Origin of the sequence: Methylophilus sp. VKM B-3414 (genome assembly GCF_032248435.1) — a bacterium.
Taxonomy (GTDB): domain Bacteria; phylum Pseudomonadota; class Gammaproteobacteria; order Burkholderiales; family Methylophilaceae; genus Methylophilus; species Methylophilus glucosoxydans.
In genome coordinates this window covers 165,532-182,948 of sequence record NZ_JAVTLI010000011.1, presented here as the reverse complement: position 1 = coordinate 182,948, position 17,417 = coordinate 165,532, and the positions used below count along the sequence as shown (strand labels likewise).

22 protein-coding genes are annotated in these 17,417 nt (G+C 51.3%); 15 read left to right on the top strand and 7 right to left on the bottom strand.

Translation table 11 applies throughout. The features are described 5' to 3' along the window. Position 1 precedes the first annotated feature (1 nt). From nuoH to Q9292_RS11940, 9 genes are all read left to right on the top strand, one after another. Positions 2-1,030: an NADH-quinone oxidoreductase subunit NuoH gene (gene nuoH, locus Q9292_RS11980; protein WP_313988343.1), complete on the top strand. Its 1,029-nt coding sequence runs from the start codon at positions 2-4 to the stop codon at positions 1,028-1,030. 39 nt (positions 1,031-1,069) lie between these two features. After that, positions 1,070-1,561 (top strand): NADH-quinone oxidoreductase subunit NuoI, encoded by a 492-nt coding sequence (nuoI, locus tag Q9292_RS11975; protein WP_228518756.1) that lies wholly within the window; start codon positions 1,070-1,072, stop codon positions 1,559-1,561. Between the two features lie 19 nt (positions 1,562-1,580). Further along, positions 1,581-2,204 (top strand): NADH-quinone oxidoreductase subunit J, encoded by a 624-nt coding sequence (locus tag Q9292_RS11970; protein ID WP_194748170.1) that lies wholly within the window; start codon positions 1,581-1,583, stop codon positions 2,202-2,204. Positions 2,205-2,206: 2 nt separating this feature from the next. Further along, the gene (gene nuoK / locus Q9292_RS11965) at positions 2,207-2,512 is read left to right on the top strand and encodes an NADH-quinone oxidoreductase subunit NuoK (protein ID WP_194748169.1); all 306 of its coding nucleotides are present in this window, start codon (positions 2,207-2,209) and stop codon (positions 2,510-2,512) included. A gap of 5 nt (positions 2,513-2,517) precedes the next feature. Continuing rightward, a complete protein-coding gene (nuoL, locus tag Q9292_RS11960; protein WP_313988339.1) occupies positions 2,518-4,590 on the top strand; it encodes an NADH-quinone oxidoreductase subunit L in 2,073 nt (690 codons plus the stop codon). Then, positions 4,590-6,098, top strand: a complete 1,509-nt coding sequence (locus Q9292_RS11955; protein ID WP_194748167.1) for an NADH-quinone oxidoreductase subunit M — start codon at positions 4,590-4,592, stop codon at positions 6,096-6,098. The genes nuoL and Q9292_RS11955 overlap by 1 nt, the downstream gene beginning before the upstream one ends. Positions 6,099-6,115: 17 nt before the next feature. Further along, the gene (gene nuoN / locus Q9292_RS11950) at positions 6,116-7,561 is read left to right on the top strand and encodes an NADH-quinone oxidoreductase subunit NuoN (RefSeq protein WP_275355794.1); all 1,446 of its coding nucleotides are present in this window, start codon (positions 6,116-6,118) and stop codon (positions 7,559-7,561) included. Between the two features lies 1 nt (position 7,562). Next, a complete protein-coding gene (locus tag Q9292_RS11945) occupies positions 7,563-7,844 on the top strand; it encodes a DUF2818 family protein (RefSeq protein ID WP_313988333.1) in 282 nt (93 codons plus the stop codon). Positions 7,845-8,004: 160 nt separating this feature from the next. After that, positions 8,005-8,538, top strand: coding sequence for a phosphatase PAP2 family protein (locus Q9292_RS11940; protein ID WP_313988330.1), 534 nt, complete (start codon positions 8,005-8,007; stop codon positions 8,536-8,538). 75 nt (positions 8,539-8,613) lie between these two features. Here the strand turns inward: Q9292_RS11940 and Q9292_RS11935 are convergent, their stop codons facing one another. After that, complete coding sequence (locus Q9292_RS11935) at positions 8,614-8,868, bottom strand: DUF2798 domain-containing protein (protein ID WP_313988327.1); 255 nt, start codon at positions 8,866-8,868, stop codon at positions 8,614-8,616. 118 nt (positions 8,869-8,986) lie between these two features. Here Q9292_RS11935 and Q9292_RS11930 point away from each other — a divergent pair, with 118 nt between their 5' ends. The 3 genes from Q9292_RS11930 (at position 8,987) to infA (ending at position 10,717) form a co-directional block, all read left to right on the top strand. Continuing rightward, entirely contained in the window at positions 8,987-9,913 is a 927-nt protein-coding gene (locus Q9292_RS11930; RefSeq protein ID WP_313988324.1) for a LysR family transcriptional regulator, read from the top strand. A 259-nt stretch (positions 9,914-10,172) separates the two neighbouring features. Beyond that, complete coding sequence (locus Q9292_RS11925; RefSeq protein ID WP_018985697.1) at positions 10,173-10,379, top strand: cold-shock protein; 207 nt, start codon at positions 10,173-10,175, stop codon at positions 10,377-10,379. A 101-nt stretch (positions 10,380-10,480) separates the two neighbouring features. Next, positions 10,481-10,717, top strand: a complete 237-nt coding sequence (infA, locus tag Q9292_RS11920) for a translation initiation factor IF-1 (protein ID WP_018985695.1) — start codon at positions 10,481-10,483, stop codon at positions 10,715-10,717. Positions 10,718-10,743: 26 nt separating this feature from the next. Here the strand turns inward: infA and Q9292_RS11915 are convergent, their stop codons facing one another. Genes Q9292_RS11915 through Q9292_RS11900 form a run of 4 tightly spaced genes read right to left on the bottom strand, consistent with a single transcriptional unit; the run spans position 10,744 to position 13,057 of the window. Continuing rightward, positions 10,744-11,217 carry an arsenate reductase ArsC gene (locus tag Q9292_RS11915; protein WP_313988485.1) on the bottom strand — a complete coding sequence of 158 codons (474 nt, stop codon included), beginning with the start codon at positions 11,215-11,217 and terminating at the stop codon, positions 10,744-10,746. Position 11,218: 1 nt separating this feature from the next. After that, positions 11,219-12,259, bottom strand: coding sequence for an ACR3 family arsenite efflux transporter (gene arsB / locus Q9292_RS11910; protein WP_313988317.1), 1,041 nt, complete (start codon positions 12,257-12,259; stop codon positions 11,219-11,221). A 4-nt stretch (positions 12,260-12,263) separates the two neighbouring features. Further along, positions 12,264-12,722 (bottom strand): ArsI/CadI family heavy metal resistance metalloenzyme, encoded by a 459-nt coding sequence (locus tag Q9292_RS11905; RefSeq protein WP_313988314.1) that lies wholly within the window; start codon positions 12,720-12,722, stop codon positions 12,264-12,266. Beyond that, positions 12,722-13,057 carry a metalloregulator ArsR/SmtB family transcription factor gene (locus tag Q9292_RS11900; RefSeq protein WP_313988312.1) on the bottom strand — a complete coding sequence of 112 codons (336 nt, stop codon included), beginning with the start codon at positions 13,055-13,057 and terminating at the stop codon, positions 12,722-12,724. The genes Q9292_RS11905 and Q9292_RS11900 overlap by 1 nt, the downstream gene beginning before the upstream one ends. 419 nt (positions 13,058-13,476) lie before the next feature. On the opposite strand from Q9292_RS11900, the gene Q9292_RS11895 reads away from it, so the two are divergent. Then, complete coding sequence (locus Q9292_RS11895) at positions 13,477-13,923, top strand: hypothetical protein (protein WP_313988309.1); 447 nt, start codon at positions 13,477-13,479, stop codon at positions 13,921-13,923. A gap of 6 nt (positions 13,924-13,929) precedes the next feature. On the opposite strand, the gene Q9292_RS11890 is transcribed toward Q9292_RS11895, so the two are convergent. Together Q9292_RS11890 and Q9292_RS11885 are read right to left on the bottom strand one after the other, a co-directional pair. Further along, the gene (locus Q9292_RS11890) at positions 13,930-14,484 is read right to left on the bottom strand and encodes a TetR/AcrR family transcriptional regulator (RefSeq protein ID WP_275355772.1); all 555 of its coding nucleotides are present in this window, start codon (positions 14,482-14,484) and stop codon (positions 13,930-13,932) included. Between the two features lie 39 nt (positions 14,485-14,523). Then, complete coding sequence (locus Q9292_RS11885; protein ID WP_313988306.1) at positions 14,524-15,297, bottom strand: hypothetical protein; 774 nt, start codon at positions 15,295-15,297, stop codon at positions 14,524-14,526. 182 nt (positions 15,298-15,479) lie between these two features. On the opposite strand from Q9292_RS11885, the gene Q9292_RS11880 reads away from it, so the two are divergent. Further along, complete coding sequence (locus Q9292_RS11880) at positions 15,480-16,526, top strand: MoxR family ATPase (protein ID WP_313988303.1); 1,047 nt, start codon at positions 15,480-15,482, stop codon at positions 16,524-16,526. A 9-nt stretch (positions 16,527-16,535) separates the two neighbouring features. Further along, a complete protein-coding gene (locus tag Q9292_RS11875) occupies positions 16,536-17,396 on the top strand; it encodes a DUF58 domain-containing protein (protein ID WP_313988301.1) in 861 nt (286 codons plus the stop codon). The last annotated feature ends 21 nt before the right edge of the window (positions 17,397-17,417 follow it).

Below are 17,417 nucleotides of genomic sequence, written 5' to 3'. Positions count from 1 at the left end.
CATGCATTTCTTTGCTGAATTATTTGGTTCCTACTGGACAGACGTACAACTGGTCGTGTGGACACTGATTAAAATTGTGGCGATTGTGCTGCCATTGATGATAGGCGTTGCCTACCTTACATTGGCCGAGCGTAAAGTGATTGGTTACATGCAGGTGCGTATCGGTCCCAACCGTGTGGGCTACTGGGGCTTGTTACAACCATTGGCAGATGGCCTCAAATTGCTGTTTAAAGAAATTATCCTGCCGACTGCGTCTAATAAAGCATTGTTTTTTATTGGCCCAGTGCTGGCAATTGCTCCGGCGTTTGCAGCTTGGGCCGTGGTGCCTTTTGATGCCACACTGGTGTTGGCCAATGTCGATGCAGGCTTACTCTATATACTGGCCATGACCTCAGTTGCTGTCTATGGCGTGATTATCGCCGGGTGGGCGTCCAACTCAAAATATGCGTTTCTGGGGTCCTTGCGTTCCGCAGCACAAATTGTCTCGTATGAGATTGCCATGGGGTTTACACTGGTCGGTGTGTTGATGTGTGCCAACTCACTGAATTTGGGCAAGATTGTGATGGGGCAAGAAGGGGGCTTCTGGCACTGGTATTTCCTGCCGTTGTTCCCTCTGTTCGTCGTCTATTTTATTAGTGCGGTGGCTGAAACCAACCGTGCACCGTTTGACGTCGCCGAAGGTGAATCTGAAATCGTGGCAGGTTTCCATGTAGAGTACTCTGGCATGGCCTTTGCGGTGTTCTTCCTGGCTGAGTATGCCAATATGATGCTGGTGTCCATGCTGGCCGCATTGATGTTCTTGGGCGGTTGGTTATCCCCGGTGCCGTTCTTGCCTGATAGTATTTTATGGTTGCTGGCAAAAGTCGCTTTCCTGTTGTTCCTGTTCTTGTGGTTCCGCGCTACCTTTCCACGTTATCGCTATGACCAGATCATGCGTTTGGGTTGGAAAGTATTTATTCCCATCACGCTGGTCTGGATTATTGTGGTCGGTGGCATGATGCAAACCCAGTGGGCTTATTTATTCCACTAACTGGACAATCGCACGGACAACGTATTTGGAAACCTTACCATGTTGAACGCAATTAAAAATACATTAGGCAGTTTGATGTTATGGGAGATGCTCAAAGGCATGGCCCTGACCGGACGCTATTTCTTCGCCAAGAAAATTACTATTCAATACCCGGAAGAACGTACGCCGCAGTCCAACCGTTTTCGTGGCTTGCACGCGTTGCGCCGCTACCCGAACGGTGAAGAGCGCTGCATTGCCTGCAAGCTGTGTGAAGCAGTCTGTCCGGCGATGGCGATTACGATTGAATCCGAGCAGCGTGATGATGGCACCCGCCGTACCACGCGTTATGACATTGACCTGACCAAGTGCATTTTTTGCGGTTTTTGTGAAGAATCCTGCCCAGTGGATAGCATCGTGGAAACCCGGATTTTTGACTACCACGGCGAGCAGCGCGGCGACCTGCTCTATACAAAAAAAATGTTGCTCGAAGTGGGTGACAAATACGAGGCGCAAATTGCAGCAGACCGCGCCCAGGATAAAGCTTATCGATAAGCGCGGACAGGAATCCTAAATGTTATTTACCGATATTGTTTTTTATGTGCTGGCAGCGATTCTGCTGTTCTCTGGCATCCGCGTGATTACTACGCGTAACCCCGTGCATGCTGCACTGTTTCTGGTGCTGGCATTTTTTACGGCGGCAGGCATCTGGTTGTTGCTTGAAGCTGAGTTTCTCGCCATTGCCCTGATTCTGGTGTACGTGGGGGCGGTGATGGTGCTGTTCCTGTTTGTGGTGATGATGCTGGACATCAATATCGACAAATTGCGTGAAGGCTTCTGGTCTAACCTGCCATTGGCGTTGACCTTTGGCGTGGTCATGATGGCCGAAATGGTGATGGTGCTTTCCGCCAAAAACCTCAATCCCAGTCAGGCGGTGTCTGCACCGGCAGGCTTCAGTAATACGGCTGCGTTGGGCAAGGTATTGTATACCGACTACTTGCTCCCGTTTGAACTAGCGGCGGTCGTGTTGCTGGTGGCGATGATTGCCGCCATTGTGTTGACCTTGCGTGAACGTAAAGACAACAAATCCATGAATCCGGCCGAGCAGGTCAAAGTGAAGCGTAACGACAGATTGCGTATTATCTCTATGCCTGCTGAAGTTGAAGTACCGGCACCGTCTGCAGAGGAGAGTAAATAATCATGGTCGGTTTGTCTCACTACCTGATTTTGGGGGCGCTGATGTTTGCCATCAGTGTGATTGGTATTTTCCTCAACCGCAAAAACGTCATTATTTTGCTCATGGCAATTGAGTTGATGCTGTTGGCCGTTAACCTGAATTTTGTGGCTTTTTCGCATTACCTCAATGATATTGGTGGTCAGGTATTCGTCTTTTTCATCTTGACGGTGGCTGCAGCGGAGTCTGCAATTGGTCTCGCGATTCTGGTCGTATTGTTCCGCAACCTGCGTACCATCAACGTCGATGATCTGGATCAATTAAAAGGTTAAGCGTCATGACAATAAAACAAATCCTGATCTTGATTCCGATGTTGCCTTTGCTGGCTGCGGCCGCTGTTGGCCTCTTCAGGAATTACTTACCGCGCTGGGCCGCACATGTGTTGACCATCGCTGGCGTCGGCGCGGCATTCGCCTTGTCTGCCTACATTTTTAACCAGACCCTGAATGGCTTCACGCTCAACGAAGCGGTGTATACCTGGCTCAACTCGGGTGACGTGCATTTTGAAGTGGGCTTCCTGATTGATAACCTGAGTGCCATGATGATGGTCGTGGTGACTTTTGTGTCACTCATGGTGCATATTTATACCATCGGCTACATGGAAGAAGACCCAGGCTATAGCCGCTTCTTCAGCTACATTTCGCTGTTTACCTTCTCCATGCTGATGCTGGTCATGAGCAACAACTTCATGCAGTTGTTCTTTGGCTGGGAGGCGGTCGGTCTGGTGTCATATCTGCTGATTGGTTTCTGGTTTACACGTCCCACCGCCATTTACGCCAATTTGAAAGCCTTTCTGGTTAACCGGGTAGGGGACTTCGGTTTCCTGTTGGGTATAGGCATGGTGCTGTATTACTTTGGTAGCCTGGATTACGCCACCGTGTTTCAGCGCGCCCCTGAGTTTGCCAATACACAAGTTAACTTGATTGGTAGTTGCAACTGGTCCCTGATGACAGTCACTTGCCTGTTATTGTTTGTCGGCGCCATGGGTAAATCTGCACAAGTTCCGCTGCATGTCTGGCTGCCAGACTCCATGGAAGGTCCAACACCAATTTCTGCGCTGATTCACGCGGCGACCATGGTGACCGCTGGTATTTTTATGGTGGCACGCATGTCACCTTTATATGAATTGTCTACCACGGCCTTGTCGACCGTGATGGTGATTGGTGCGATCACTGCGCTGTTCATGGGCTTCCTGGGCATTATCCAGAACGATATCAAGCGCGTGGTGGCCTATTCGACCTTGTCGCAACTCGGGTACATGACTGTTGCATTGGGTGCATCAGCCTATTCCGTGGCCATTTTCCACCTGATGACCCATGCGTTCTTTAAGGCGTTGTTATTCCTGGGTGCCGGTTCGGTGATTATGGGTATGCACCACGACCAGGATATCCGCAACATGGGTAACCTCAAGAAATACCTGCCGGTCACCTGGATCACCTCTTTGATCGGTTCTCTGGCCTTGATTGGCACGCCGTTCTTTGCCGGGTTTTATTCCAAGGACAGCATCATCGAAGCGGTTGAGTTGTCGCATATCCCTGGCAGTGGTTTTGCCTATTTTGCCGTGATTGTCGGTGTGTTTGTCACCGCATTCTATTCATTCCGTTTGTACTTCCTGGTATTCCACGGTGAGGAAAAGTGGCGCCATGCCAAACATGATGACCATGCACATGTCGCACATGCAGACGCACACCATGCCGACGCGCATCATGATGACCATGCACACGACGAAGAACATCATCATGGCCTGGGACCAAACGATGATCCGCATGAGCCAGGCTGGGTCGTTACCTTGCCATTGGCGTTGTTGGCGATCCCATCACTGGTGATTGGTTACATTGCACTGGAACCGATGCTGTACGGTGATTTCTTCAAAAATGTGATTTTTGTGAATCCTGAAGCGCATCCTGCCATGGAGCACCTCGCCCATCACTACCACGAGTTCATGCATAGTCCGGCTGGCATGGCGATTCATGGCTTTACCAGCCTGCCATTTTTCCTGGCGGCCTCCGGGGTGGCACTATCATGGTTCTTCTATATGAAGCGTCCGGACATCCCTGCTGCAATCAAAGCCCGCTTTATCGTGATTTACAACATCCTTGAAAGCAAATACGGTTTTGACAGCTTTAACGAGAAGTTTTTTGCCGGAGGTTCACGCTGTCTGGGCGGCTTGTTGTGGAAGTTTGGTGACATCACGTTGATTGATGGCGCCATGGTCAACGGCACCGCCAATACCATGGGCAAGATTGCTGCCAAAATACGCACGCTGCAATCCGGTTTAATTTATCACTACGCCTTTGCCATGATTATTGGCGTATTCCTTCTTATGACTTTCTTTATCAAAATTAACTAATGATGCAAGCCGACCTCACAAGTATTTCCTGGTTAAGTCTGGCCGTCTGGCTGCCGGTATTGTCTGGCGTGCTGGTGTTGTTGCTAGGCGGTGACCAAAAGGCCACATTGACTCGATGGCTGGCATTGGTAGGTAGCCTGGTCAGTTTTCTGGTGACTGTACCGTTGTACACGCAGTTTGATATTCACGACGGCTTCTTCCAGTTTGAAGAATTGCTGCCCTGGGTACCGGCCTTCAATATGCATTACCACCTGGGGGTCGACGGCTTCTCAATGCCTTTGGTGCTGTTAACCAGTTTTACCACGGTCATTGTGGTACTGGCAGGTTGGGAAGTGATTACCAAACATGTGGCACAGTACATGGCGGCCTTCCTGATCATGAGCGGGATCATGATTGGTGTGTTCACCGCGCTTGATGCGATTCTGTATTACGTCTTCTGGGAAGCGATGCTGATTCCGATGTTCCTGGTGATTGGCATCTGGGGCGGGCCTAACCGCGTCTACGCTACCATCAAGTTTTTCCTGTATACCTTGCTGGGCTCCTTGTTGATGCTGGTCGCTTTTATTTACCTGTATCACCAGACTGGCAGTTTCGAGCTGGCTGATTACTATTTGTTACCGCTCAGCCTGCAAGCGCAAATCTATATTTTCATCGCCTTCTTCATGGCATTTGCGGTGAAAATCCCGATGTGGCCAGTGCATACCTGGTTGCCGGATGCGCACGTTGAGGCACCTACGGGTGGTTCTGTGGTGCTGGCGGCCATTGCACTGAAACTTGGCGGCTACAGCTTTCTGCGATTTGCCATGCCGATTGCTCCGGATGCAGCCCATTACTTCACTTCAGCCATGGTCGCGCTGTCGCTGATTGCAGTGGTCTACATCGCACTGGTCGCGCTGGTGCAAAAAGACATGAAGAAGCTGATTGCTTATTCTTCGATCTCGCACATGGGCTTTGTCACTTTGGGCTTCTTCATGTTTAGCCAGTTGGCGCTTGAGGGGGCCTTGGTGCAAATGATTTCACATGGCTTTATTTCTTCTGCGATGTTCCTGAGTGTAGGTGTGTTATACGACCGCGTTCATAGCCGTGAAATTTCCGCGTATGGTGGCGTGGTTAACAAGATGCCTGTGTTTGCCGCATTCGCTGTGTTGTTTGCCATGGCCAACAGTGGCTTGCCTGGCACCTCCGGCTTTGTGGGCGAGTTTATGGTGATTCTGGCCGCAGTCAAATTCAATTTCTGGGTGGCTTTCTTTGCCGCGACGACCTTGATATTTGGTGCAGCCTATACGCTGTGGATGACCAAGCGTGTGTTCTTTGGCAATGTGACGAATCATCACGTGGCCGAACTGAGCGACCTCAGCAAACGTGAGTTCCTGATCTTGGGTATTCTGGCCATCTTGGTGATTGGTTTCGGCGTCTATCCACAAGCACTGACCGAAGTGATGCAGGCAACCAGCACAGAGTTCCTGAAACATATGGCGATTTCCAAATTGCCCGTCACAGGCTATTAAAAGCAGGATTTTAAAAAATGGATAATATGCAATTTGACTTGCTCGCCCTGTTGCCGGAAATGGTTGTATTGGGCATGGCCATGTTTATTTTGTTGCTGGATTTGTTCATCCTGCCACAAAACCGCTTCATGATTTATGGCTTAAGCCAGCTGACCTTGCTTGCGGCAGCCTTCCTGACTTTTAAAACACATACACCAGCGGTGGGTTTTGCCTTCTCGCATATGTTTATTGACGATACGCTGTCAGACGTTATCAAAATGATGATGTATCTGGGTACCTCGTTGATCCTGGTATATACGCGCAAATACTTGCAAGACCGTAACCTCTATCGTGGTGAATTTTATGCCATGGTCCTGTTCGGCTTGCTCGGTATGATGATCATGGTGTCAGGCCACAACCTGCTGACGATTTATATGGGCCTGGAATTGCTGTCACTGTGCCTCTACTCTCTGGTAGCCTTTGATCGCGATAATCCAAGAGCGTCCGAGTCGGCCATGAAATACTTTGTGTTAGGTGCACTCGCTTCAGGGATGCTGCTATATGGCATGAGTATGCTGTATGGCATGACTGGCAGCCTGGATGTCAGTGATATTGCCAACAGTATTAGTCAGCAGCCCAAGAGCCCGGTGCTCATCATGGGCCTGGTGTTTCTGGTCGCCGGTATTGCCTTCAAGTTTGGCGCTGTCCCGTTCCAGATGTGGGTGCCCGATGTCTATCAGGGGTCGCCAACTCCGATGACCCTGCTAATCGGCTCCGTGCCAAAACTGGCGGCTTATGCAATGACCGTGCGTCTGTTGGTGCAAGGCCTGCATCCGCTAGCCATGGACTGGCAGGATATGCTGATGTTAATGGCGGTGTTGTCCATCATCATCGGTAATTTTAGCGCGATTGTGCAGACCAACCTCAAGCGTATGTTGGCATATTCCACCATTTCGCATGTCGGTTTCATCCTGTTCGGCATGATGAGTGCCAATGCCAATGGTTTTGCTTCCAGCTTCTTTTACATCAGTGCCTACGTCCTGATGTCAATTGCCGGCTTCGGTATCATTCTGCTATTGAGCCGTCAGGGCTTTGAAGCCGAAGAGATCAATGATCTCAAAGGGCTTAACCAGCGCCATCCATGGTTTGCTTTCCTCATGTTGATCATTATGTTCAGCATGGCCGGTATTCCGCCTACCATTGGTTTTTATGCCAAATTCACCGTATTGCAGGCCGCCTGGCAAGCCGGGTTCACCTGGCAGGTGGTGTTTGCCGTGCTGATGGCGACCATTGGTGCGTTCTACTATCTCAACATCGTGCGTAAAATGTATTTTGATGCACCGGAAGACCATACCCCGCTGTCCGCACCGATGGACATGCGCTTTATCCTCAGTGTGCATACCTTGGCGTTGCTGGGCTTGGGCTTATTCCCTGAAATTCTATTAGGCGTCTGCGGGCATAGCTTGCTGATGAGTCTGCAATAAAATGGCTACCAAACTCATTTTTTTGTTGCTGATGTTGTTTTTGGCAAACCTGGCCTGGATTTCGGATAAGTGGCTGGGTTTGGTCGGCAATATTCAGCAGCTATGGCAGCGTTTTGCCGCCATGTTGCCTGCCTATTTCATCACGCTGCTGATTGGCTTCCTGGTTGAGCGTTATGTGATGGGACAAGTCTGGCCGCAAGGCTGGGAGTTTTACAGTGTCACGATATGCCTATTTCTGGTGTTGTCATTCCCGGGCTTTGTCTATCGGGTACTCTGGAAATAAAGCCTGCGTGAATGTACAAGGGCTACTCCTTGGCATGCGCTCATCGCATAAGCACTCGTCATATTTAATTCATCAATCTTTCACGCTAATTTAAAGCATCCGGTTCAGACTATGCTTACCCAACAAGCATAGTCGGGGGAAGCCCCGGAAAGGACCTGCGATGCTGAAACTACAACAAACACTGGGATGGGTGCAGTCGGTCGATAGCCGACTGTGTGTCAAAGTCAGCCATACCGGACAATATCGCCTGATACGCAACCTGTTTCGCGCCATTTCGCGTATGGGCGATGGCATGTTCTGGTATTTGCTCATGCTGGTGATTGCCATCAGCCAGGGCCAGCACGGTCTTTACGTCTGCCTGCATATGTTGACCGTAGGACTGAGCGGTACACTGGTCTATAAATGGTTGAAACATCGCACCAGTCGTCCACGACCCTTTCAGGTGCGTCAGGATGTCTTGTTGAGCGGCACACCGCTGGATTACTTCAGTTTTCCTTCAGGGCATACCTTGCACGCGGTGGCGTTTGGCATGGTGGCCGTGCATTATTACCCGCAACTGTTTCCTGTCGTTTATCCGTTTGTCGTGTTAGTTGGCATCTCACGTGTGGTACTGGGTTTACATTATCCGAGTGATGTCTTGGCAGGGGGCTTGATTGGGTACACGCTGGTAGCTTTGTACGCGCCGCTGTTTTAATCGCCATACACATGCGGTAGCATGCGTAAAAACGGATACCTTGGTATCCGTTTTTGTTTGTGGCCGCTCACGCCATCAATGGGTTTCGACCAACTGATTCACCAAATGCATGACAATAGGCCGCACAATCAGCACACAACAGAAAGCGACAGGCATCGCGAGTGTATAAGCATGGATGACACGCGTCACATAACCGGCTTGCAAGCCACTGTTGGCGGCTACAATGACCATAGACATCAAAAAGGCCATGATGCCTGCCATAAAAAAGGCAAACACATATGGCGTAAATTGCTTTGGGATCTTGCGGAAAGTCGTTCTGGTTTGATTCATGGTGGTTCTCCTAATGTGTGGTGACACTATAAAAGCTCATCCAGTTGCCGGGTAGAGGCTTGAAGATTTAATCACTATAAAGTTAAACTATCGAATCAATCATACTATTCGATAGTTTATGGATACCTTAAGAAGCATAGAAAGCTTTGTAAAAGCGGTACAGGCCGGCAGTATTGCGGCGGGTGCGCGTTTGCAAGGCATTACAGCGGCAGCGGCCAGCCAGAATATCCAGCGGCTGGAAAAGTCATTGGGGACGCGCTTGTTGATGCGAACCACGCGCAAGCTGGCGCTGACAGAAAGTGGTGCGCTTTATTATGCAGAGGTCCAGCATCTGGTAGACGTGCTGGCCAGGGCACAATCGGCCATTACCGAGTTTCACGGGCAACCGCAGGGGCGCTTACGGATTGGTTCCTCGGTGGCTTTTGGCCGTCATGTCTTAATGCCGTTGATCCCGGCATTTAGCCGCCGTTTCCCGCAAGTGTCTCTGGAGCTGATTCTGTCTGATCGTAGCCTGGATCATGTGGCAGAGGATATCGATATCAGCATCCGTTTCAAACAGCAGCTAGAGCCAGGACTGATTGCCAGGAAAATCGCGACCGTCCCCGTACTGTTTTGTGCTGCACCGGACTATCTGCAACGCAAAGGCCTGCCTCAGACCCCAGAAGACTTATCGCAACATGATTGCCTGTTGTTCCGCATCCCGGTGGATGGACGCTTGTTGAACTGGAGTTTTAACCGCAATGGCATGTTATACGAGCCTGAAATCATCCCTAGCATCGTTTGCAATGATATCGACTCCATTTTTCAACTTGCTTTGGCGGGGGCGGGAATTGCGCGCCTGGCCGCATTCGTCGTCAATCACGCGATTAAAAAGGGAACGCTGATCCCGCTGTTTCAGCCTTCCGCCCAACAGCCGGAGGCGATGGCAGCCGAGAGCGTCCCCTTAGAGTTTTATGCCTGTTATCGCGACAAGTACGCCATGACCAACAAGGTACGCGCATTTATGGATTATCTGGTGAGCGCGATCCCGCAGTCTTGGGAATGAGGCCCAATGCGGCACGCCAAGCCTGAGCCTTGATCAAGGCAATATGCTGTTTTTGACGAAGATTGTCGCGGCATCTTTCAATTTGTCAAATACTTGTTGCTAATATTTGATATTACGTGCATAGTACCAACTCACGAAGTTCAAGTAGTGTTGTTGTTCCCCGGTTCTATCTTTTGGTTCTATCGTTACTTCTCGCCATCTTGATCCTCGTTTTAATGGGCAACCGCCCGCATTTTTATTTTTTGTACAAGGATTTATTATGGTGACAGGTTCTGTTAAATGGTTTAACGACTCTAAAGGTTTTGGTTTTATTACTCCGGATAACGGCGGCGAAGATTTGTTCGCGCACTTCTCTGCAATTCAATCTGCTGGCTTCAAAACACTCAAAGAAAACCAACGCGTAAGCTTTGAAGTGGCAACAGGCCCTAAAGGCAAACAAGCGGCAAACATTCAAATCATTGAGTAATTCAATGGTTTTCGGCAAGGCTGTGTATGCAGCCTCCGAGAAAAGCCCGGAGTTTCCGGGCTTTTTTATTTTGAAACGACTTACTTTTTAGGGGGATAGCGATGGCTAAAGAAGAATTAATCGAAATGCAGGGTGCAGTGACGGAAATTTTGCCTGATGCCCGTTATCGGGTGAAGCTGGATAATGGTCACGAGTTGATCGCTTATACCGGCGGCAAGATGCGCAAACACAAAATCCGTATTTTGGCTGGCGATAAAATCACCATTGAAATGTCCCCTTATGACATGGACAAAGGCCGGATTATTTTCCGCCACCTTGAGCCGCGTAAACCTTTTTAAGCGCTGTCACCTAGCATACGCGCTACTTAACTGAGTTGACCTATCTGCTGCAAGACGGTCTGTAGCGCTACTCTGTCCTGATATATTGTGTTTTCCAACTTAAGGAAGGCTTCAATACGCGTGCGCAGAATCCGGTAGGCTTGCTCAAAGCTGGCCGCAATCTCAGCCTCGGTGCCAGTCGCCTTGGCTGGATCATCCACCCCCCAATGTGCCCGGAGCACATTGCCTAGATAGGCAGGGCAGGTTTCACCGGCTGCGTTGCTGCAGACGGTGATGACAATGTCAGGTGTTTCCCCAATCTCGTCCCAGGACTTGCTGAAATAGCCTGTTGTGGCAATGCCTTTGGCCTGCAGCAGGGCAATTGAGCGAGGATGCACCTCACCCGTAGGATGGCTGCCGGCACTTTGTGCCCGCATGTCTGCCGGCGCAAGGTGATTAAAGGTGGCTTCGGCAATGATGGAGCGGCAGGAGTTGCCGGTACATAAAAACAGGATGCGCATATTACACACTTTCATACCAATGTTTGGAACGGTTTACGATGGCGACGATAGATAGCATGACTGGCACTTCTATCAACACGCCGACCACTGTTGCAAGTGCGGCGCCCGAGTCAAACCCGAACAAAGCAATCGCTGTCGCCACAGCAAGTTCAAAAAAGTTAGACGCGCCAATCAGTGCAGAGGGGCCCGCCACACAATGGGCGACCTTGAATTGTTTATTCAGCCAGTAGGCCAGCAGGGCGTTGAAATAGACCTGGATCAAAATCGGCACTGCCAGCAAGGCAATCACCAACGGTTGCGACAGGATTTGCCCGCCTTGAAAAGCAAATAGCAACACCAGCGTCAACAATAATGCCGCCATGGAAAAGGGTTGGATGGTTTGCAGGGTGGCTGCGAATCGATGAGGCCCTTTTGCCAGCAGCCAACGCCGTAGCAGTTGGCTCAATATCAGTGGCACAACGATAAACAGGCTCACTGACACCAGCAAGGTTTGCCAGGGGATGATGATGCTGGAGAGGCCCAGCAGGAGTGCGACCAGGGGGGCAAACGCGACCAGCATGATGGCATCATTGATAGCCACCTGCGACAAGGTGAATTTGGGCTCACCCTGGCATAAATTGCTCCAGACAAATACCATCGCTGTACAGGGTGCGGCGGCCAGTAAAATCAGCCCGGCAATATAACTGTCAATCTGCTCGGCGGGTAACCAGTCGGCAAACAGGTGACGAATGAACAGCCAGGCGAGCAAAGCCATGGAAAACGGCTTCACCAGCCAGTTAATCACCAGGGTGACCGTGATGCCTTTGGCATGCCCCAGTACCTCGCGCATGGCGCCAAAATCCACCTTGAGCAGCATGGGGATAATCATGAGCCAGATCAGGGCGGCCACGGGCAAGTTCACCTCTGCCCATTTCAACGCTCCCAATGCCTGAAAAAAATCTGGGGCAAGTTTGCCCAGTGCGATGCCGGTGATAATGCACGCCAGTACCCACCAGGTCAGATGGCGCTCAAAATTTCCAATACCTGAAGCTTGATTTGTCATCGGCTTAAACATCCTTCTTTTTGATTTGAATACTGACTGGCTGTGCCATCGGGGTGCAGCAGGGGGCTGAAGCAGTTGTTTTCCCTGCATCGTTAAACGTAGGTGCACTTTCCAGCGTCAAATAGCTTTCCCAGGCCAGGCCAGAGGGGTCCTGCACCCAATGTTTATCCGATTTGGCATAACAACAAGTGGTGTCGGTTTGTGATAACACCGCCATGTCTGCCGCTTGCAATCGTGCCTGAATCACTTCCAGTTCATCGGCGGTTTCTACTTGTATGCCAACGTGATCCAGCCCAGGTGCCTGGCCGCGGGCACTGATGGCAAAATTCACGCGCGGATCTTCAAGCATCCATTTGGCATAGTCTGCCTTTTCAACGCTAGGACCAATCCCAAACAGCATTGAATAAAAGCGGATGCTCTGTGGCAGATCGGTTACGCGGACATGCAGGTGCATACGTTTCATCAGGTTTCCTTGGAGGTTGGTAAACATTGTAGCTCAGGGCAACAGGTGCTATCGCCGCCACAGCAGTTTTCGGTGAGATAAGCCAGCAAGCCATTCATCTGTGCATAGTTGGCCGTGTAATAAATAAAACGGCTTTCCTGGCGGGCGCAAATCAGGTTGGCATGGGTCAGCGCCTTCAAATGAAAAGACAGCGTGCTGTTCGCAATCTGTAATGAGTCTGACAGCACGCCGGCCGCCAGGCCTTCCGGCCCTGCCTGGACCAGGCATCTAAAAATGTCCAGTCGTGCTGATTGGGCAATGGCAGACAGTGCAGTGAGCGCTTGTTCTTTATTCATGTTTCTATATTTCCACAAATATGGAAACATATCAAGTGCTGTGTCTGCTGAAAAAATACAGCAGGGATTGCAGCGAAGAAAAAGCCCTGCAAGGCAGGGCGGATGTGTTAATTCAGGGGAGCCATTGGGTTAAGCTTAGCAGCCAAGTTGTGATCAACAAGATGCTGACAGAATTGGCAATTTTCTAGTGTCAGTTCGAATGACATTGGCTGTAAAAAGAACGGTAGCCAAGGTTTGCGGTAAGGCGGGCAGCTCGGTAGTCATGTATATATTCTATGTCAACGCTTTTTTCAGTGCGGCCTCCTGAGTGCTCCCCCTTGCTGGAATCTCTGCCAATATATTTATGAATATGGCCGTAAGAGTACGCTGATGGAAGCGATGCAGATGAACAAGGCACGGCCTATGCTTGCAAGGAAGCGTTGTACCAGAAGGCCGTCGAGCAATACGTGCAAGGGTCTGCCGCCTTTCTGGTAGCGGCGCTGAGCCAGCCGACCGCGCGACAGGTGATAGAGCACATCCCTACGCAAGCCGCCACTATGCTGGCTGAAACCCACCATCCTGCAGGGTGTCAGGTTACACAAGGCGCACTGGCTTGCAGCACCGAAGCCGAAGTCATGAAAGCCTTTTTGAATGGCTATCGCATGACCATGGAGCAGAAATTAGGCAAGCGCTTTTCGATTGCGGTACAAGCGGGAGAAATTGCGGCTAGTGTAGAGATAGGCTTGCTGGCCAACCTGGTAATGACCGTCCATCAAGGCATGACCATACAAGCCGTGCATGGCGAGTCAGGAGGCGCTTGCGTCGATAGCCAGCACCATGGGCCGGTGATTGACGCAAGACTTCATGCCGACCCAAACAACGACTGAGCTTCGTTAAATGGCATTACGCACCAAGGTCATGGCCGCCAGTTTGGCACGGTTGGCGGCGCCAGTATTGGGTGTGAGGCGCTCCACCAGGGCAGCGCCTTCAAACAGAATGGTCAACTGCTGGCCGAGCGCCTCTGGGTCTTTGGCCCCTGCGTCTCGGGCAATCTTGCATAAAAAGCCTTGCAACTCCTTGGACAGCACCACTGAGTATTGATTGATCGGATGATCTTGCTCAGGAAATTCGACGGCGGCAATGTGAAAGGGCAGGCCGCGAAACGCGGGCTGGCTGATCCATTGCTCCATCAATTCACACAATAACAGCAATAACTCCAGCGACTCTGCCTTGCGAGAGGTGAGTTGAGCGGTGAGCCAGGCGTAAAATTTGTCCGATTTGTCACGCAAATAGGCGGTAATCAGCAGATTCTTGCTCGGAAAGTGTTTGTATAGCGTCGCCTTGGCAACTCCGGCTTCGAGGATAATGGTATCCACGCCAGAAGCCTGGATGCCACGGCTGTCAAACAGCGTGCTTGCAATGTTCAGAATTTTATCTCGCATGTTCATCTGGTATATCCCTTTTTTCCCGATTCAGGGCTAGTATTTTTATTCTCTTGGTAAACGATCCCGTCCTTGCGGACGCATCAACTCTTGCGGATACAAGCAGTTGACATAGCCCAGGGCTTGTCTTAAATGCTCCACTTGGTCCACATCCACCTTGCCTTCAGTCACAAACATCAAAAAGGCCTGACGCTGGGCTTCTGGTAACATCGCTGCCTGAGGTAACTGGCAACTGCCACTTTGCATTTTCTGGTAGGCCAGGTTGAGTAAACTCAATGTCACCGGGTCTGCCGTGCCGCCGCCAGCATGGCTGACTGCGGTCTCTAATGGGGAGGCCTCTTCTGTGACAGGCTTGTGTGGGGCCGTACTCAAGCTCATCCAGATCACGCAGAGGCTGACCAGTGCACCAAATGACCAGCTGCGCTGCCATGTTGTGCTGCCCAATTGGCTATGCACAGACTGCTCAAACAATTGCCATGCACGCGCTGAGCCTGTTTGTGTATGCACCTGTATGGCGCCAACGGCCAGGAAAAACCACTGGTCGAGCAGGGAGGCTGGCAGGGCTGCACTGGATTGCTGTTGCGCCTGCTCCAGTAATTGCCGCAATGCCGCAATATCCTGCGCATTTAACGCAACCGCCTTGCCGCTGCGTTGAATGCGTTGCTGGTTCCAATCCATCAGTGCATCACGCAACTGGTAAAACGGGGCATGTTTTGCCCATTGCCGCAGCCCCAAGCGCCACAGCGCCTGGCTGGCATAGGTCATGCCCCTGCGCGTCATGGACTGCCTGGTCTGATTCACAATCGCTAAAAAATTCACCCGGTGACCCCTAAAATTCGCTTGCTTTTTTTTTGTTGGCTGAAGTAGACTGGAAAAAAGTGAACAGACCTGTCTGCATATTATCGTGTGACTGGCTAAAATGCAAGCAGGGGTTCATTCATCTTTTCAGCGGCCCGATTGGCATCATAGCCCTGGCTGCATTGCTTAACAAGGGATAGACAATGACATCTGCATCTGTAGCAAGCCAACTGGCGGACTGGCGCGATCATGCGCTGACGCTGGAGCATGAAGTGAAAAAAACGGTGGTGGGTCAGGACCAGGCCATCCGCGCCATTAATATTGCCATTTTTGCCCGCGGTCATGTCTTGCTCGAAGGTGGCGTGGGGGTGGGTAAAACCACCTTGCTGCAATCGATTGCGCGGGGGCTGGGCGGCGCTTATGAGCGCATTGAGGGCACGGTAGACCTGATGCCCAATGACCTCATTTACCATACTTTTCTCGGTGAAGATGGTCGCCCCAAGGTCGAAGAGGGGCCGTTGCTGCGCGCCGGTGAGCAACTGTCGGTCTTTTTCTTCAACGAAATCAACCGTGCCCGCCCGCAAGTTCATGCCTTGATGTTGCGGGTCATGGCCGAGCGTCATGTCAACGCCTTTAAAAAAGAATACCGCTTGCCGCATATGCTGGTCTTTGCGGACCGTAACCAGGTCGAGAAAAATGAAACGTTCGAGATTCCTTCCGCGGCGCGAGACCGGTTCATGATGGAAATCCCGATTGATATTCCAGATGATCGCGACTTGCGCAAGGCCCTGATGTTTGATGTCAAATTCCAGCATGCAGAGCGCCTCACGCAGCAAGTCCAGTCCGGCGTGCTGGCTTATGATCAGCTGAATGCGTTTTCAGATGTGCTGCAAAGCCATATTCAGGCCAGTGACGTGTTACAGGAGTATGCGCTGGATTTGTGGCAGGCGACGCAATCCCCGGCAGCGTTTGGCGTGCGTCTGGAGAGTGTGGATGTTAACCGCCTGATTCATACCGGCGCCAGCCCGCGCGGCATGGGGATGCTGCTCAAGGCCGCGCGCGTGCATGCCTGGCTCATGCAGCGCGAGCATTTGTATCCAGAGGATATCCATGCCGTCTTTCATGAAATCATCGCGCACCGCCTGGTATTGAATCCGATGTTCGAGAGCCGCCGTACGCAACTGTCCCGAGAGCTGACCCAGCAGATTCTTGCCACGGTCAGTGTCCCGGAACGGGCCAAAGCCGCATGATGCCAGACCATGATGCCCGATAAAGTACAGTCCTTTTTTTACCAGGTGCCGTGGCGTTCAGCCAGTGTGCATAGCGGAGCGCATCAGGGGGTTCAGCGCGGCATTGGTGATGAGTTCAGCAAGCATGTCTCGCTGGTCGATTATCCAGATGCCAGACGGCTGGATTTGCGGCAAACCTTGCGTGACCCTTATGAACAGATCCAGATCCGGGTTTTCAAGCAAGAGGCTTCCACACCGCTGTATGCCTTGTGTGATTTGTCCAGTTCCATGCAGTTCAAGGGGCACGTCAGCAAGTATGAAACCTTGCAGGCGATAGCGGCTGCGGTTGCCTGCTCTGCCCATGAAAACAGCGATTTGTTCGGCATGGTTTGCTACCAGCATCGAGTGCTGCCAGAGCTCAGCCTGGCGCCCGGGCACCACGCCCAGCAATCCTTTGACACCATTGCGCAACTGACAGAAGTTGAGGCGGGGCCTCAGGATGGACAAGGGATTGTAGAGGCGACGGCCTGGCTGGGGCAGCAAAAAGGACTGGTGTTCTGGATCTCGGATTTTCACCTGCCCTTGTCGCTGATTGAGCAAAGTCTGAACAGTCTGTCTAACCATCAGGTGATCCCGCTGGTGTTATGGGATCCGCAGGAATATGAGCGCTTGCCACGGTTGGGCTTTGGCAATTTGCAAGATCCCGAGACGGGACAGCAAAAAACCATTTTTTTTCGGCCCGCTTTGCGTGCCCGCTTTGTGGCGCAGTTTGAGCAGCGCAAGCAAGCGCTGGATCAATTATTCGCCAGGTTTGAGATTCGCCCGTTGTATGTCACAGGCGCGTTTGAAGCGGCGATGCTTTCCGATTATTTTGAACAACTTATTCAATAGCGTGTGGCGATGAATCCATTT

What these genes read in the sequence shown, in the direction of transcription:
- nuoH (WP_313988343.1), top strand. Translation starts at nt 2, where the DNA reads ATGCATTTCTTTGCTGAATTATTTGGTTCCTACTGGACAGACGTACAA.
- nuoI (WP_228518756.1), top strand. Translation starts at nt 1,070, where the DNA reads ATGTTGAACGCAATTAAAAATACATTAGGCAGTTTGATGTTATGGGAG.
- Q9292_RS11970 (WP_194748170.1), top strand. Translation starts at nt 1,581, where the DNA reads ATGTTATTTACCGATATTGTTTTTTATGTGCTGGCAGCGATTCTGCTG.
- nuoK (WP_194748169.1), top strand. Translation starts at nt 2,207, where the DNA reads ATGGTCGGTTTGTCTCACTACCTGATTTTGGGGGCGCTGATGTTTGCC.
- nuoL (WP_313988339.1), top strand. Translation starts at nt 2,518, where the DNA reads ATGACAATAAAACAAATCCTGATCTTGATTCCGATGTTGCCTTTGCTG.
- Q9292_RS11955 (WP_194748167.1), top strand. Translation starts at nt 4,590, where the DNA reads ATGATGCAAGCCGACCTCACAAGTATTTCCTGGTTAAGTCTGGCCGTC.
- nuoN (WP_275355794.1), top strand. Translation starts at nt 6,116, where the DNA reads ATGGATAATATGCAATTTGACTTGCTCGCCCTGTTGCCGGAAATGGTT.
- Q9292_RS11945 (WP_313988333.1), top strand. Translation starts at nt 7,563, where the DNA reads ATGGCTACCAAACTCATTTTTTTGTTGCTGATGTTGTTTTTGGCAAAC.
- Q9292_RS11940 (WP_313988330.1), top strand. Translation starts at nt 8,005, where the DNA reads ATGCTGAAACTACAACAAACACTGGGATGGGTGCAGTCGGTCGATAGC.
- Q9292_RS11935 (WP_313988327.1), bottom strand. Translation starts at nt 8,868, where the DNA reads ATGAATCAAACCAGAACGACTTTCCGCAAGATCCCAAAGCAATTTACG.
- Q9292_RS11930 (WP_313988324.1), top strand. Translation starts at nt 8,987, where the DNA reads ATGGATACCTTAAGAAGCATAGAAAGCTTTGTAAAAGCGGTACAGGCC.
- Q9292_RS11925 (WP_018985697.1), top strand. Translation starts at nt 10,173, where the DNA reads ATGGTGACAGGTTCTGTTAAATGGTTTAACGACTCTAAAGGTTTTGGT.
- infA (WP_018985695.1), top strand. Translation starts at nt 10,481, where the DNA reads ATGGCTAAAGAAGAATTAATCGAAATGCAGGGTGCAGTGACGGAAATT.
- Q9292_RS11915 (WP_313988485.1), bottom strand. Translation starts at nt 11,217, where the DNA reads ATGCGCATCCTGTTTTTATGTACCGGCAACTCCTGCCGCTCCATCATT.
- arsB (WP_313988317.1), bottom strand. Translation starts at nt 12,259, where the DNA reads ATGACAAATCAAGCTTCAGGTATTGGAAATTTTGAGCGCCATCTGACC.
- Q9292_RS11905 (WP_313988314.1), bottom strand. Translation starts at nt 12,722, where the DNA reads ATGAAACGTATGCACCTGCATGTCCGCGTAACCGATCTGCCACAGAGC.
- Q9292_RS11900 (WP_313988312.1), bottom strand. Translation starts at nt 13,057, where the DNA reads ATGAATAAAGAACAAGCGCTCACTGCACTGTCTGCCATTGCCCAATCA.
- Q9292_RS11890 (WP_275355772.1), bottom strand. Translation starts at nt 14,484, where the DNA reads ATGAACATGCGAGATAAAATTCTGAACATTGCAAGCACGCTGTTTGAC.
- Q9292_RS11880 (WP_313988303.1), top strand. Translation starts at nt 15,480, where the DNA reads ATGACATCTGCATCTGTAGCAAGCCAACTGGCGGACTGGCGCGATCAT.
- Q9292_RS11875 (WP_313988301.1), top strand. Translation starts at nt 16,536, where the DNA reads ATGATGCCCGATAAAGTACAGTCCTTTTTTTACCAGGTGCCGTGGCGT.